Here is a 14,961-nt window from a genome sequence, read left to right on the forward strand (position 1 = left end):
CGAAATGAGACTCCTCATTTCGCTTTTTTTATTCCCACTTTTTCAAGGGTGCTGAATCAACTCTCTCCGTTTGGGTTGTTTTTTTCGGTCTTCGTGTCGTGAGTAATCTCCAACGGGGTTACATCCAGAACTTCTGCGTTGATCTCCCGCTCCTCACGCACTTCCTCAAAACCGGTCCCATTATTGCGGAACTCATAGTACCTAAAGCCACCTGAGCTGTTTGGACCGCCGCCCGTCCCCATGCCCGCGCCAAATCCGAAGGGGCCGCCAAAGTTAAACACTCGCGCGGACCCTTGAGCCATCTTCTTGGCCATATAGAACTTAAATCTCCAGATAGCAAAATGACGAAGACCCGGCAGGAACAGCACCACGGCCGCCACTCGTGCAAAAAAAGACGGAATCAAGAACAGCAAACCAGAAATGAATATGGCCCCGGAATGCAAAATCTTATTCGCAGGCAGCTGCCCCCGCATCATCGAGGTTTGCAGATTCATCATCGCCAGACGCCCGACTGTTGCCACGATCAAAAAACCAAGAAGACAAGGCAACAAGTACAAACCCAACGTGTTCAGAAAGCCCCACTTCTGAACCGCCAGAATGAAAATCACCAGCTCGGCTATCACAAAAGGAAATGGAATCATCAGCATGGGGACTCCTTCGGATTAAAAGTCCAATGTGGCTACGACCGGACAGTGATCAGAGCCCTCAACTTGTTCGAGAATATCCGCTGAAGACAGGTATTTCTCAAGACCTTTTGAAATACAAACATAGTCAATGCGCCAACCGCGATTGGCAATGCGGCCGAAAGTGCGCATATCCCACCAGGAATAACGCTTTGCTTCGGTGGGTTTGAAATAACGGAAGGTGTCGATAAAGCCCAGCTCCAGGAACTGATCAAACCAAACACGTTCTTCTGGCAAGAAACCGCTTTCCTTCGACAGACGGACCGGATCAAAAACGTCGATATTTTCGTGAGCCACGTTGTAATCCCCCACCACAATCACCTGACGACCCGTCTGCAATTTTTCCTTCAGGTGAAGGTTGAGATCCTTCAAAAACTGCTGTTTAAAGTTGTGACGTTCAATGCCTGATCCCCCGTTGGGGAAATAGATGTTGTAAAGATCAAAATGACCATGGTCTGTCATCACAATACGTCCTTCGGACTCATAGTCAGGAATCGCATTAAAGTGATACTGCACATTTGCTGGAGGCGTGTGTGTGAACGTGGCCACACCGGAATAACCTTTGCGTTGGGCCGAAGACCAGTAGGAGTGCTCCCAGCGCAGCGTGCGTGTTTCGGTCTCAACCTGATCAATGTGAGCTTTTGTTTCCTGAACACAGAAAATATCCGGTTTTTCCGTGTTTAAAAAATCCATCAATCCCTTCTTGTAACAAGCTCTAATTCCATTCACATTCCAAGAGACGATTTTCACAGTTTCTCCTTGCCTTTTAAGGCCCACCAAAGGCATCAATTAATAGCAAGGAGACTTCTGTATGCCAATGATTAATCAACCCGCTCCACAATTCACCGCACAGGCTGTTTTTGATGGAGGTGAAGTTCGTGACATTTCCCTAAATGACTTCAAAGGAAAATGGGTTGTCCTGTTCTTCTATCCTTTGGACTTCACATTCGTCTGCCCCACAGAATTGACTCAGTTCCGTGAACACATCACATCTTTCCAAAAAGCTGGAGCCACAGTCATTGGCTGCAGCGTGGACTCTGTTCATTCTCACAAACGCTGGTTGCGAGATGATCTGGGCAACCTGGGTTATCCTTTGATGGCGGATCTGACAAAGCGTATCGCCCGCGATTACGGTGTCTTGTTTGAAGACCGTGGTATCGCGACTCGCGGCACCTTCATCATCGATCCGGATCAAAAAATTCAGTACATGGGCATTCACAACACGTCCGTGGGTCGCGACGCGAAAGAAATTCTGCGCGTTCTTCAAGGCTGTCAAAGCGGCGAGCTTTGCCAGGCGGGATGGAAAGCCGGTGATGATCACATCACACCACTGAAATAACCATGAACTTGAAAGCTGATTTCATCCAACAGCTTCGTTCTTCTTACAAGGGGCTTGCCAACGAGCCTCTTGAGGATCTGGTTTCCGAAAATCTGATTTCTCCCTTTACCGTCACCCTGCCTGAAACCGTGATCAAAAAAGCCGAAAAAATTGTTTCTTTGCTTTTTAATCTGCGTGAACAGTCTTCATATCTGAAACACTACGATAATCTGATCGCAGAAAAAGGTCTGAAAGACCCGGGCAACAAGTCGATCATGATGAGCTATGATTTTCACCTGGATGAGCATCAGAATCTGAAGCTTATCGAGGTGAACACCAATGCAGCCTTCCTGATTCTGGGCTATGAAATGTACCAGATGAAAGGTCATCCCCTGCCAGTGGCAGACTTCACGCGCGATGAAATCCGCCACATGATTGAAACAGAGATGTCCTTGCAGGGTAAGACAGCGTCGGCCCCCCTCAAAGTGGCGATCACTGACGAAACCCCTTCTCAGCAACGTTTGTTTGTGGAATTCCTGGCTTACAATGAGTTGTTTAAATCCTATGGTTGGGATTCCCGCATTGTGGACTATCGCGATCTGTTCAAGGACTTTTCGCCGGACTTTATTTACAACCGTTACACGGATTTCTTCCTGACCGAGCCTTCTAGCTCTGTTCTGCGCGAAAAGTTCCTGAACGGTGCTGTCTGCCTGTCTCCGAATCCATTTGAATATCTGATGTTAGCTGATAAGCAGCGTTTGATTGACTGGGGTGCCCCGGGCTTCCTGGAAGCGCAAGGACTGTCAGGTTCGGATCTGGATCTGATCCGAACCTCCGTCCCCGAGTCCTACGACGTCTGCGAGTCCAAGGCGGCGGAGATTTGGGCCGATCGCAAAAGATTCTTCTTCAAGCCAAAAAATGCTTTCGGCTCGAAGCAGTCTTATCGTGGTTCTTCCATCAGTCGAAGTGCTTTTGACAAGATCGTCGGCCACGACATGATCGCACAAGAGTTTGTTCCGGCACCGGAGCAGACTTTTGAAACGCCCGAGGGGCCGCAGGCCTTCAAATACGATTTGCGCTGTTATGCTTACCAGGGGCGCATGCAGCTGATTTTGGCCCGTCTGTATCAAGGACAGGTGACGAACCTGCGCACGCCATACGGCGGCTTTGCAACAGTGCTTAAAGGATCATAGTTTTTTTGAGCGAACCCACAGGCGCAACGGCGTCAGTTCTTTTTCCGTCAGTCCAACAAAGTGAACTTGAATACGGTAGAATGTCTCCGTCGTTGTTTTGGTTTCCTCGCAAGCCGTGATCCGCAAAGGCATCTTGCTGATTCCAATATCATCATAAAGACTGCTCGACAGTCGCAACACCATGCCTAACGGCATCGGCACATTGGACTTAATCACCATGCCCAGCTCAGAAACAGTCATAATTTCCGTCTTGGTTTCCCATTCGGCTTTGACATAAACCGGAGCTTCCACAAAGTGAGCTGTGTCTTTTTCGCTTTTCGCCAGAAGATTTTTAATTTTGGCCAGCAACAGTTCGGGATCAATCGGTTTGACCGCATAATCGTTCGCACCGGACTCAATGCCTTTTTCAACATCCGCCTTTTCGCGCTTTCCGGTCAAAAGAATCACCGGCATCTTGGCAATCTGGGGATTATTGCGAACGGTGCGAATCAGGGCGTATCCCGTCGCGCCTCCCGGCATGATGGCGTCCGTGATCATCAAATCAAACGGCTCAGTGGTCAGGCGATCCAAAGCATCGATGGAATTCGTACAGGACGTGACAATATGATTGTCCTTCAGAAGCAAAGCCTCCAAAGTCAGCAGGACACTTTTTTGATCATCCACAATCAGTATCTTTGCCATTTCACGCCACCTTCGTTCTGGCAGAGTACATTTTTAGTTCCGACAAGCTTTCAAAGAACTTTCGCTCCACTTGTTTGAGCAGGAATTCGGCCTCCACAAAGTCTTCAATGTCTTCCAACTTCTGACATAGTTCAGCCACAGTCTTGGCTCCCAGTGTTGCCGAGCTGGATTTCAGGGCATGGGCAGCTTCAGAAACCCGCTCCCGGTTGGATTGGTTGATGCCCTCGCGAATCTCATGCAACAAAGCCGGGCCGGACTGTTCCAGATCTTCAATTAAAACATCCGTCAGATCACGATCCTGTGACACCAGATCCTTCAGGTTTTGCAAAGCCTTCAGATCCAAAGTTTTTTCCGTGGGTTTGTTCCACCGGTGTAAAACCTCGATCAGTCTATGAAGCTCCAAAGGCTTCGTCAAAAAGTCATCCATCCCCGCTTCGAAGCAGGACTTGCGCTCACCGCTGGTTCCCTCCGCGGTCAGGGCAATCACCGGGGTTTTGCGAGCTTTCGTGTTTTCCAACAGGCGCAGTTGACGTGTGGCCTGATAGCCATTCATCACTGGCATCTGACAATCCATAAAGACCAGATCGTAATTCTGCTCCTGAAGCTTCTTCAAAGCGATCTCGCCATTGCCTGCAATATCCACAGTCAAACCCAGCTTGCGCAGATAAGACTCAGCCACACGCTGATTGACCACCTGGTCTTCGGCTACCAAAACATGACCTCGGAAGATTTTTGCAAAACGCGTTTCCGAGGATTGTGTCAATTCATCTTCCGCACAGACAGGGAGTTCCACCTGAAACCAAAAATTTGAGCCTACACCAGGTACACTTTCCACACCGATAGTTCCGCCCATCAGATCCACCAGCTGTTTACAGATAGAAAGGCCCAGGCCCGTTCCGCCAAACTTCATCCCGGCACCAGCCTGGAAGTATTTCTGGAACAACGACTTCTTTTCGTGCTCTTGCAATCCCTGCCCGGTGTCTTTAATTTCAAACAACAAAGCGGTTCTTCCGTCATGATCACCGCGACTGGAAACCTCGATACGAACAAAACCTTTTTCAGTGAACTTCACTGCATTCCCAATCAGGTTCACCAGAATCTGGCGCAACCTTCCGCCATCCCCCCGATAGTGCCATGACACTCTTCCATCAAAACGACATTCCAGGCCGATATTTTTTTCCGCGGTGGTGGGCTTAAACATCTCGAGCACATCCTCAACCAGGAACTGCAGATCCAGCGGCTGCGGCTCCAAACGGATTTTTCCGGCTTCAATTTTGGAATGATCCAAAAGATCGTTAATCAACATCAATAAAGACTCTGCCGAACGTTTGATGTTCCCCACATAATCCTGCTGTTCCGGGTCCAGGTGGGTGTCACGCAAAAGTGTCGTCATCCCGATCACACCGTTCATGGGGGTGCGAATCTCGTGGCTCATCGCTGCCAGGAAGTCCGATTTTTTCTGCGAAGCCTCGACCGCCGCCTCCCGCGCCCTGATCCATTCTTGTTCCACCATCTTACGCCGACTGATATCTTTAAAGACGATCAAAGCGCCAGAGATTCCACCGTCAATGTCATTCAACGGGCGGCTGCTTAAAGAAATATACATGCCATCAGGATGCTCCTGATTCTGCACAAAGATTTCCAGATCATCCACTCGGTCACCACTTAAGGCGCGATACAAAGGAAGCTCTTTGCGTGTGTAGGGACGCCCTTCTTCAGGACTATAGAAGCCCAGGGCCTCCACACTGGATTCAGTGGAAATTTCTTTGATTTTGGATCCGATGATTCTTTGCGCGGCCGCATTGTAATGCGTGAACCAGCCATTTTGATCAACCACGATCAGGGCTTCGCTCATACTGTTCAAGATTGTATCCAGCAGAATGGATTTTCCCTCCAGATTCTGCGTAAGCTGCATCCGCTGCCGCAGCTCTTTTCTTTGCAACACACGACTGACCAGAATCAGAAAAACCGCAGCCCCCAGGCCCCACAAAAATTGAAGCCCCTGGGAGGTCGGCTTGAACCGCAAGGGCGCTGAAGCCGCTTTCATTTCGATCAGTTGATGCTGAATTTGATATTTGGTTTTCTCGAGGGACACTTGCGCCTGGGCAGGTTTGCGCCCAGGATTTGTCATTTGACCGTTGGCCGCTTCGATGTGCTGACGAATCAGATGCCCCAGCTTCACCGCTTCCGCTTGAACGGGGGGATCTTTTTTAGTGGCTAGCGACAAACGCGCCAACTGCCCATTCAAGGACGAGATACTTTGATTGTACTCCTGCAGGTCCTGAGCATTTCGGGTTCTCAAAAAAACCTTATGAAAATGATCCGCGCGGGCAACAACACTTTCCACATTGTTCAGAACATCAGCCAGTTCAGTTTTGGGGCGCTCTGAATACTGACTCAGCTGCAGCAGTTCTGGACGCTGAAAGGTCAGGTATCCCAGGGCCATCAAACCCAAAAGGCCGATCTCAACCCCGTAACGAACAAGCAATGTCCTAAGAATGGATGCGGATCCCATAAAAAAACCAACCTCTGCCCTACTTATCGGAGAGGCTATCTCAGCGTGAAGCAAAAAACTGAGCTGTCCAAAACATCGTCATTTCCCCCAAAATTTTGCCCCGGCAATCCCTTCCCACTGTGTTATGATTCTTTGTGAGGTGAAAATGCATCTGCAGGACGTTGTCTGGGAATCCCTTCAGGGACCGGGTTTTGAGCATTTGGTCATAAAGAAATCAGGCGAGAATATCTTCGCAGACTCGCTGCTGGTCTGTCCTGACGCCAATGGAAAACTGCAACGAATCAAGTACAGCATCACCCTGGACGATTCCTACAGCGTGCAAAACTATCACGTTCATTCCCTGACAGATCCCACCAAGAAGGTTGGCACCTCGGACCTGATTGAATCTCTATTCGTCGACATCTATCCCTCCCCCTTCACCAACACCCTGCCGATTCAATGGATGCGCTCGCAGTTCCTGCAGGTTTACGAGCTGGAGGTCACCTGGGTGGATGCTCTTCAGTTTAAAACAAAGATCGCCACACAACGCTACACAGAGCTTCAGGTGGGTGCCGAACAAAGCATCTATCGCTTTGAATCCATCGACGCAAAAACAAAAGAGGTCCACTTTAGTGCGGACCTCAAGGTGGATAAAGATTGTCTGGTGCTGGAGTACCCCGGCTATTTCCGCCGCAGGTTATGATCGACTTAAGGCCTGAACGGCACAGCATCGTAGCGAACTGACAAATACTGGGACGTGCCTCCCTCTTTCTTCACCAGCATCAGTTCAAACTCGGAGTGAGATCTTTGATAGATCTTGTACTGCGCACCGCTGGCTTCCAGCCACTCTTCCAGATTTTCCCCCTGAGGCACCGCTGCACTCTTCAGGTTCCAGAAGGAAAAGCGCTGTGCTTCTGTCAGCAGCTGAAACTGCCAAAGACTCTGACCGACGCGATGTTTTTTATGCGTGTCGATCAAGGTCGGTGCCAATAAAGAAAACCTCTGGCCAAGGTCCTGAGAAACATTACCACAAAGGATTTGCGCGGCACTGGAGCTCTTTAAAAAGGACTGATAGCCATGCAAACGAGTCTTTTCCGCGCCAGAGGTGCTTTCCACATAGTATTCCACATCACGCGCCACCAAAACCGTTTCTGGCAAGCGTTTCAGGGAGCCTACAAGCTCGCTGCGAAGCTCAGTCAGAAACTCGGGTCGGCTGCCACAGGCCGGAGCCGCCGTGAACTGCGGGCGCAGAAGTTTTCCAGGGGGTGACCCTTTGAAGGCAAACGAAGTTGTTGAGATCAGCACCAGAAGTAAAAAGCCAGATGTCTTCATTGTTTCCCCTTATTATGTCCAGTCTAGTATTCGGAAGAACTTTTTTAGGGCTTAATATTAAAGTGCAGGCCAGTCTTGCCGATATGAAGAGTGTCTCATTTTTCTACAAGGATGGTGGAAGCAACATGACGATGAAACATAGTGGCACTCGAAAGTTACAGCAACTGACGAACTTCTATTCGTCTTTCGATCAACTCAATGGTGTGCATCCTTGGATGGATGCAGTCAAAGACGGGTTTGTTTCCTACAGGGTTCGAGAACTCAACACGGGCAAGGTCGCTTACTTCAACTTCATACTCGCAAAAGAAATGGGACTGATCCCACCTGATCACCCCCATCAGATGAGCGAAGAGCTGCAACAAAAACTCATAGAAACTTTCTCTTTGCAGATCATCAACGAATACGACGAACTTACTCAGCGTCGCATTGATCCCGCCACCATTCGTCCTCACAAATACATGGCCACCCGCTATCTGCAACTGCAACACAGCAACAAGCAGGGTAAAACATCCGGCGATGGCCGCGGCATCTGGAACGGAACTGTCTATCACCGCGGCACCACTTGGGATGTATCCAGCCGTGGCACGGGCGTGACCTGTCTTGCCCCTGGAGCAGTTCAGGCCCAGAAACCTTTGAAAACCGGTGGCACCGAGTTTGGCTATGGCTGCGGCCTGGCTGAAATCGACGAGCTTTTAGGTGCCTCCATCCTGGCTGAAGTCATGCACCTGCAAGGCATCGGCACAGAGCGCATGCTGTGTGTGATTGATCTTGGAAAAGGCTACGGCATAGGTGTTCGCGCTGCGCGAAATCTGATCCGTCCGGCGCACTTGTTCCTATATCTGAAGCAGGAGCGCTGGGACAACCTGAAAGCGGCAACCGACTATATGATTGATCGACAGATTGATAACAAAGTCTGGGACATCAAGGCAAAAGGTTCGGGAAGATACGATGAAATGCTGATCGAGATTTCCAAATCCTTCGGTGAATTCACAGCTATTCTGGATACGGACTATATCTTCGCATGGCTGGACTGGGACGGCGACAATGTGTTGGCCGATGCCGGTATCATCGATTATGGCAGTGTTCGCCAATTTGGAATCCGCCACGATAAATACCGCTACGACGATGTGGAAAGATTCTCAACCAATCTGAACGAACAAAAACAAAAGGCCCGTCTGATTGTGCAGGTCTTTGCTCAAATGGCCGACTATCTGAAGACAAAAAAGAAAAAACCTTTGCGAGATTTCGCCCAGCATTCAGCAGTGCTGAACTTCAACAGGGTCTTTGATCAGAAGCGCGCTGAACGTCTGTTATATCGTATGGGATTCAACGAAACCCAGCGCAGTCATATCATGGCCAAAGACGGTTTGTTCGAGCGTTTCGATAAAGAATTCTCGTTCTTTGAAAGAGCCAAAGTCAGCGGCAACACCGAAAAAGTCGCCGATGGTGTCAATCATCCGGCTCTTTACAACATGCGCACCCTGATGAAGGACTATCCGCGCTTCCTGATGGAAAGCCCGCTTCCTTTTGAAAAACGCTGGATGACGGAAAACACTTTCTTTAAGACCGTGCTTTCAGGTTTCGCCAAATCCCGCGACGCTCGCATGGGCGAAAAGCAGCGCCGTCATATCGAGGCCTTCCAACGTGTCTATCGCGAACTGGTGGAAACCGCCGCTGGTCGCAACAAACCGGAACATATCCTAAAAGGAATCTGCGAACGAGCCGAAAAACTGAATTCTGATAAACGCATCACCGGAAATGCCCTGATTGAGATGGTTGAGGAAATCATCACCGAAAAGAAAAAAGGTCTTCCGATGGAGCAGATTCAGAAAATCGTCGACAAGCTGGTTTATGAGCAAAACGGCATGCCCGAGATTCCGGTCAGCCGATTCTATCGTGACCAACTGGCCACCCCCGCAGTCAAAATGGATCTTTACGCCAAACTTTTAAGTCTGGTGGAAGAGCACAAGGAATCCATCTAAGAAAAAAGGACCTGGCTGCAAAGCCCGGTCCTCAACCCCAGGGTTGTATTTTTCATCCCCTCCGTTGAGTTCACGCTGCGAAAGGATTAGAACCTCCCCTCGAATCAATACCAAAAGGGGTTGAAATGAGTCCGGAACTTCTAATGCCAGCAGGCTCTCTTGAAAAGCTAAAGTACGCTTACAACTTCGGTGCCGACGCAGTTTACGTCGGAGTCCCGCTTTTTAGTCTGCGCGCCCGCGAAAATGAAATGACCTTTGAGGATCTGGAAAAAGGAATTCAATTCGCTCGCGAGAATGGAAAACAGATCTATGTCACGGCCAATATTTTTGCCCGAAATCTGAAGCTGAAATCCTTCCGCGAAAACTTCAAAAAATGGGTGAATCTGAAACCGGATGCCTTCATCATGAGCGACCCCGGCCTGATGATGATCGCCAAAGAAGTGGATCCCGACGTCAACATCCACCTGAGCGTTCAATCCAATTGCATGAACTGGCAAAGCGTGAAGTTCTGGCAGCAACAGGGTGCCACCCGCATCATCCTAAGCCGCGAACTGCGCCTGGAGGAAATCAAAGAGATCCACGAGCGTGTGCCCGACATCGAGCTGGAAGCCTTCGTGCACGGCTCGATCTGCATCGCCTACTCAGGCCGATGCCTTCTGTCACACTACATGAGTTATCGAGATGCCAATCAGGGGGTTTGCGACAATAGCTGCCGTTATGGCTACAATATCTACAAAGCCGACACCAGCAAAGAAGAGGAGTTCTATTTGGAGGACTTGCGCAACAAAGGCCAGTTCTACCAGATCGATGAAGACGAAAACGGCACCTATATCATGAACGCCAAGGATTTGTGCGTGATCGAGCATCTGCGCGAACTGCGCGACGCCGGGGTGTGTTCCTTCAAAGTCGAGGGACGTACAAAATCCATCTACTATGCTGCGATGGTTTCACGCATTTACCGTAAAGCCATTGATGATATGATGGCGGGTAAAGAGTTTGATCGCAGTTTGCTGTTGGAACTGGATAAGATCGCCAACCGTGGCTACCACAAAGGTTTTGTGGCTGGAAACCTCAGCCATCATGCCCAGGAATACCGCCACTCAACCTCCAGAAACTACAGTCAGAAATTTGCAGGTGTCGTGATTGGCGATTCAGATCAGCCGGGATTTGTAAAGATTGAGGCTCGGCACCGCCTGCGCCCCGGGGAGGAGATTGAAATCATCTCTCCGGAGGGCACACAAAAGGCACTTGTCGGAAGAATCACCAACGACAAGTACGAAAGTGTCCCTCAAGCCGGCGGAGGAGGTTTGATCTATCATCTGGAACTTCCCATCAAACCCCAGGCAAATTCCTTGGTCAGTCTGCTGGAAAAAGGCGGATTCTAAAACAGGAAATGCACCCTCTTGAGGTGCATTTCACATTCTTTAGGCCGACTTCTTGGCTGCAATTTCGCCGTACTTGGTGTCAATACCCATAATATGAGCGGTCAGCCAGGTCTTTAGGAACTGAAAGAAGGCTTGAGACAAGGTGCCCGTCTTTTCAAACTCTGCCTGATGGCCTTTCAGTCGCTCGATCAGATCCCGGTGGATTTTTTTATGAACAGTCGCATGAGAATACGGAAGTGTATCGAAAAACTTTTCCTCGTGTTCAAAGTGAGTCACCGTCCAACTGGCAAGCTCACGCACAATCGCCGCAAGCTCAGCCTTGCCCGCTTTGTTTTCGTTGCGATCGTAAAGCTTGTTCATGATTTCAATCAGTTTTTTGTGCTCATTGTCCATGGCATCCACATGAGTCGTCAGTCGACTTTGATCCCACTTAAAGAATGAATCAGACATCTTTTTCCCCTTGGTCCGGTTTGTTAAATCTCTGTAACATCTAACTCATCGGAGGGGTGGATGGGGGACTACATGACGGCCATCATAAGGATCTAATTTTTTCTGAGGTCAGAAAGTTGGTCACGAACCCAGCGTCTTATTATGGGATACTCTTCTTCTTTCAAAGTGTGATCTTTTTCCATCTCAACCCACTGGACCTTGAGCCCGGCGTCTTTCAACTTCTCCACTCCAAATTTGGTTTCTTCCAATGGCAGAATGTCGTCCTGATAACCGTGCGTAAACAACCACGGAGTCTGCTTGGCCTCTAAGGACAGATTATTACGCCAGCGCGGATAGAAATTGAAGTAGCCACTGATGCCGACAATACCCCCCAGCTTTTTGGGATAGTTCAAGCCGACATCGGCACTGATCAGGCACCCTTGAGAAAAGCCAAACAGGAAGATCTTACGACTGTCCCAACCCTGGTTTTCCAGATCGTTGAGCAGATCAAAAAGCTTTTCCCGAATCTTCATCACCCCATGGCCCTGGAAGGGAGGCTCACCATACCAGGTATAGCCATCCAGGAACTTTCTGGGAGCATTCAGCAACAGATAGTTCATCTCTGGCAGATTCAGTTCTTCATCAAAAGAAAAGAACGGACGAATGCTGTCCCCGCGACCATGCAGAACAATCATCAGAAAGTCTGACTTCTTTTTTGCGGGAATAAACTTATGCTTAAAAAGGTTTGTCGTGATCATAGCCCTGCCCTAGCGACCGCTTTTGTGCAAAATAAAATCTGTCGTGCTTTTGTCATTTGCATATCTTCAGAAGACAATGCGTCCTCCATCTCCAGACAGTCCCCAGTGGCGAAAGCTTTCCCCAGCATACGAATCTGTCGTTCCGGTGCACGCAGCGGATGAATGAACTGTTCCGCCTCACGCACCACAGAGATCTCCTCAAAATTCACCGCCACGTCAGGCTCAAGGCCCTTCATCTGCGGGGATCTGCCCGAAGGCAGATAATAGAAGCCCTTAGTTTCAAACAAGGCGATCTTTTTGTTCTGAGACCAGTACTCACCTTCCTGGAACGAGCCCTTGCCGAAGGTGCGTTCACCCACCAGCACCGCCCGATTCAGATCACGCAAGGCGCCCGCCACGATCTCAGAAGCACTGGCTGAAGCCGCGTTGATCAAAACCGCCATCGGCAGATCAAATCGTTTTTCCTCGCCACCATAAAATTCTTCTGCCTTTTTGCTGGGATCCAGGTAACGAACTTCAAAGATTTTTTCATCCGGTCCGACAAACAAGCTGGCAATGCATGCGGCTTCTTCCATCTGACCACCCGGGTTGTCGCGCAAATCCAACAACAAACCACGAACGTGGGATTTCTTTAAAATATCCAGCGACCCTTTCACTTTTTCGCAGGCCCCGCGGGCGAACTTGTTGATGCCGATCACTGCAATGGGCTTAATGCCTTCAATCACACGGGTTGAAACCGTGGCAATAGTGATCTCCTGACGGCGCAGACGGAACTTGAGTTCTTCACCATCCCGCAAAACGCGGATCTTAACGATCTCTCCAACTTCGCCTTTTAGAAGTTCCGACACACGTGCCTGCAAAAGGCCCTTCACTTCAGTGCCATTTATCGACAACAGAACATCGCCCTTTTGCAAGCCCGCCAGCTTGGCCGGACTGCCTTCAGTCAGCTTACGAATGACATATTTCCCATGGGCCGTGCCCAGAGAGATCCCCAGACTGACAGAGCGACTGTCCGCACGGGAAATCACTTCTTGGAACTGGGACACCGGCATGAAGTAGGTATGAGGATCGCGGAAAACAGAGATAAACCCATTCAACCCCAGCCCGATCATCATCGCACGCTGAGATTCAGGTATGTACTCTTCCTGCAGCTCATTCCACACCTTCAGGAAAGAAATCTTCACGGCCTTGTCTGTATTCTCGGCAAAGAACTTCTGCCAAGGCTCCAGTTGCTTCTTCTCAGAGCTCATGTCGGCGGACAATGACTCGTGAACAGGCACAAGTTTGCCATTCAATCCAAGACTGAGGTTGAAGCGATTGGCAACGGTCAAAATGGAATTGGCACACGCCAGGAAGTAGCGCTGCGAGCTGCTGCAGGTCTGATCCTGCAAAAGATCCTCCAGAGCCGCCGGCCCCAGCCCCGTCTCTGCCCAATAGTCTTCTGTGGTTTTAATCCCGCGGCCTTCCGTGCCAGAGACACGCCATAAATACAGGCTGGCCCCGAGAACCAATACAGAAAGTGAGATTGTAAAGAACCTTGCTGAACTGAGCACTCAAAGCCTCCGACCCGACGGCTTTCCTAGAGCAACGGCCATGCCCGCTCAGATCGAATTGGTTGCACTTCGGCGGTGTATTTTGGAAGTTTTTTCCTATTCGCCAAGGCCCTAAACAACGCCCCCGGCCTTGAGCTTTCCCAGAGCCTGTAATACCTTAAAATCACTATGATTATCGTAACAGGTGCAAACGGTTTTATTGGCAGTGTGATGGTGTGGGAACTCAACCAAAAGGGGTTCAACGATGTGATCGCCGTGGACTCTGTGGGTCTGGGCGAACGCAACCTTCTTCGTAAACAAAAGATTTCCAAATTCCTGCTAAAGGATGAGCTTTGGCCTTTTCTTGAAACCGATGAAGCCAAAAAGAAAGTCACTTGGATCATTCACATGGGTGCCTGTTCTTCCACAACTGAAACCAACAAGGACTTCCTATGGGAAAACAACACCCACTACACGCAAAGAATCTTTGAATGGTGTGCCGAGCATGGCAAATCCATGATCTATGCTTCCAGTGCGGCAACCTATGGGGCGGGCGAGTTGGGCTTTGACGACACCACCGACCCGGAAAAACTTCGTCCACTGAACTTGTACGGCGAATCCAAAGTTCTGTTTGACCGTTGGGCGGTGAAACAGACTAAAACTCCGCCACACTGGTATGGTTTGAAATTCTTCAACGTGTTTGGTCCGAATGAGTACCACAAAGGTCCGATGTCCAGCGTGGCGTTCAAAGCTTACAATCAGATCAAAGACACCGGCGCATTGGGTTTGTTCAAATCCGCTGATCCCAAGTACAAAGACGGCGAATTCATGCGTGACTTCGTCTATGTCAAAGATGTCACCGGCTGGATGGCCGAGCTGATGGATAAAAAACCTGCCAATGGCGTTTACAACATGGGCTTCGGAAAACCGCGCACCTGGCTGGATCTGGCGGGAAGCGTGTTTAAGGCCATGGGTAAGGACATGAAAATCAACTGGCTGGAAATGCCGGAAAATATTCGCGGTCAATACCAGTATTTCACGGAAGCCAAAACTGACAAGTGGCTGGCCGCGGGGATGAGTCCCGCGAAATGGCCTTTGGAAAAAGCCGTGGCCGACTATGTTCAGAACTATCTTTCCAAAGACGACAAAGACATTTAAGAGAGCGTAAATATTC

14 protein-coding genes are annotated in these 14,961 nt (G+C 49.6%); 6 read left to right on the forward strand and 8 right to left on the reverse strand.

Going from position 1 to position 14,961, the window contains the following annotated elements; genetic code table 11:
• Positions 1–56: 56 nt before the first annotated feature.
• A complete protein-coding gene (locus ACZ5ZZ_RS15585) occupies positions 57–647 on the reverse strand; it encodes an FxsA family protein (RefSeq protein ID WP_464140198.1) in 591 nt (196 codons plus the stop codon).
• A 15-nt stretch (positions 648–662) separates the two neighbouring features.
• Entirely contained in the window at positions 663–1,433 is a 771-nt protein-coding gene (locus ACZ5ZZ_RS15590; RefSeq protein WP_464118659.1) for an exodeoxyribonuclease III, read from the reverse strand.
• A gap of 61 nt (positions 1,434–1,494) precedes the next feature.
• Between ACZ5ZZ_RS15590 and ACZ5ZZ_RS15595 the strand changes: the two genes are divergently transcribed.
• Both ACZ5ZZ_RS15595 and ACZ5ZZ_RS15600 read left to right on the forward strand, forming a co-directional pair.
• Entirely contained in the window at positions 1,495–2,022 is a 528-nt protein-coding gene (locus ACZ5ZZ_RS15595; RefSeq protein WP_464118660.1) for a peroxiredoxin, read from the forward strand.
• Positions 2,023–2,024: 2 nt separating this feature from the next.
• Positions 2,025–3,194 carry a hypothetical protein gene (locus ACZ5ZZ_RS15600; RefSeq protein WP_464140200.1) on the forward strand — a complete coding sequence of 390 codons (1,170 nt, stop codon included), beginning with the start codon at positions 2,025–2,027 and terminating at the stop codon, positions 3,192–3,194.
• On the opposite strand, the gene ACZ5ZZ_RS15605 is transcribed toward ACZ5ZZ_RS15600, so the two are convergent.
• Positions 3,189–3,875, reverse strand: coding sequence for a response regulator transcription factor (locus ACZ5ZZ_RS15605; protein WP_464140202.1), 687 nt, complete (start codon positions 3,873–3,875; stop codon positions 3,189–3,191). The genes ACZ5ZZ_RS15600 and ACZ5ZZ_RS15605 overlap by 6 nt on opposite strands.
• Before the next feature lies 1 nt (position 3,876).
• On the reverse strand, positions 3,877–6,390 hold the full coding sequence (locus tag ACZ5ZZ_RS15610; protein ID WP_464140204.1) for a response regulator: 2,514 nt from the start codon (positions 6,388–6,390) through the stop codon (positions 3,877–3,879).
• A gap of 145 nt (positions 6,391–6,535) precedes the next feature.
• Here ACZ5ZZ_RS15610 and ACZ5ZZ_RS15615 point away from each other — a divergent pair, with 145 nt between their 5' ends.
• Positions 6,536–7,072 (forward strand): putative glycolipid-binding domain-containing protein, encoded by a 537-nt coding sequence (locus ACZ5ZZ_RS15615; protein ID WP_464118664.1) that lies wholly within the window; start codon positions 6,536–6,538, stop codon positions 7,070–7,072.
• 5 nt (positions 7,073–7,077) lie between these two features.
• On the opposite strand, the gene ACZ5ZZ_RS15620 is transcribed toward ACZ5ZZ_RS15615, so the two are convergent.
• Complete coding sequence (locus ACZ5ZZ_RS15620; RefSeq protein ID WP_464118665.1) at positions 7,078–7,701, reverse strand: hypothetical protein; 624 nt, start codon at positions 7,699–7,701, stop codon at positions 7,078–7,080.
• 125 nt (positions 7,702–7,826) lie between these two features.
• Here ACZ5ZZ_RS15620 and ACZ5ZZ_RS15625 point away from each other — a divergent pair, with 125 nt between their 5' ends.
• Complete coding sequence (locus ACZ5ZZ_RS15625; protein WP_464140206.1) at positions 7,827–9,683, forward strand: hypothetical protein; 1,857 nt, start codon at positions 7,827–7,829, stop codon at positions 9,681–9,683.
• Positions 9,684–9,808: 125 nt separating this feature from the next.
• Positions 9,809–11,068: a U32 family peptidase C-terminal domain-containing protein gene (locus ACZ5ZZ_RS15630; protein ID WP_464132222.1), complete on the forward strand. Its 1,260-nt coding sequence runs from the start codon at positions 9,809–9,811 to the stop codon at positions 11,066–11,068.
• Between the two features lie 39 nt (positions 11,069–11,107).
• Here ACZ5ZZ_RS15630 and ACZ5ZZ_RS15635 read toward each other — a convergent pair whose 3' ends face one another.
• The 3 genes from ACZ5ZZ_RS15635 to ACZ5ZZ_RS15645 all read right to left on the reverse strand — a co-directional run bounded on the left by ACZ5ZZ_RS15635 (position 11,108) and on the right by ACZ5ZZ_RS15645 (position 13,808).
• Positions 11,108–11,518 carry a bacteriohemerythrin gene (locus ACZ5ZZ_RS15635; RefSeq protein WP_464140208.1) on the reverse strand — a complete coding sequence of 137 codons (411 nt, stop codon included), beginning with the start codon at positions 11,516–11,518 and terminating at the stop codon, positions 11,108–11,110.
• A gap of 92 nt (positions 11,519–11,610) precedes the next feature.
• Positions 11,611–12,255: an alpha/beta hydrolase gene (locus ACZ5ZZ_RS15640; protein WP_464118669.1), complete on the reverse strand. Its 645-nt coding sequence runs from the start codon at positions 12,253–12,255 to the stop codon at positions 11,611–11,613.
• Positions 12,252–13,808: a S41 family peptidase gene (locus ACZ5ZZ_RS15645; RefSeq protein ID WP_464140210.1), complete on the reverse strand. Its 1,557-nt coding sequence runs from the start codon at positions 13,806–13,808 to the stop codon at positions 12,252–12,254. Before ACZ5ZZ_RS15645 ends, ACZ5ZZ_RS15640 begins: the two co-directional genes overlap by 4 nt.
• Before the next feature lie 168 nt (positions 13,809–13,976).
• Here ACZ5ZZ_RS15645 and rfaD point away from each other — a divergent pair, with 168 nt between their 5' ends.
• Positions 13,977–14,945 carry an ADP-glyceromanno-heptose 6-epimerase gene (gene rfaD / locus ACZ5ZZ_RS15650; protein ID WP_464140213.1) on the forward strand — a complete coding sequence of 323 codons (969 nt, stop codon included), beginning with the start codon at positions 13,977–13,979 and terminating at the stop codon, positions 14,943–14,945.
• The last annotated feature ends 16 nt before the right edge of the window (positions 14,946–14,961 follow it).

It is taken from the genome of Bdellovibrio sp. HM001, from assembly GCF_055397275.1.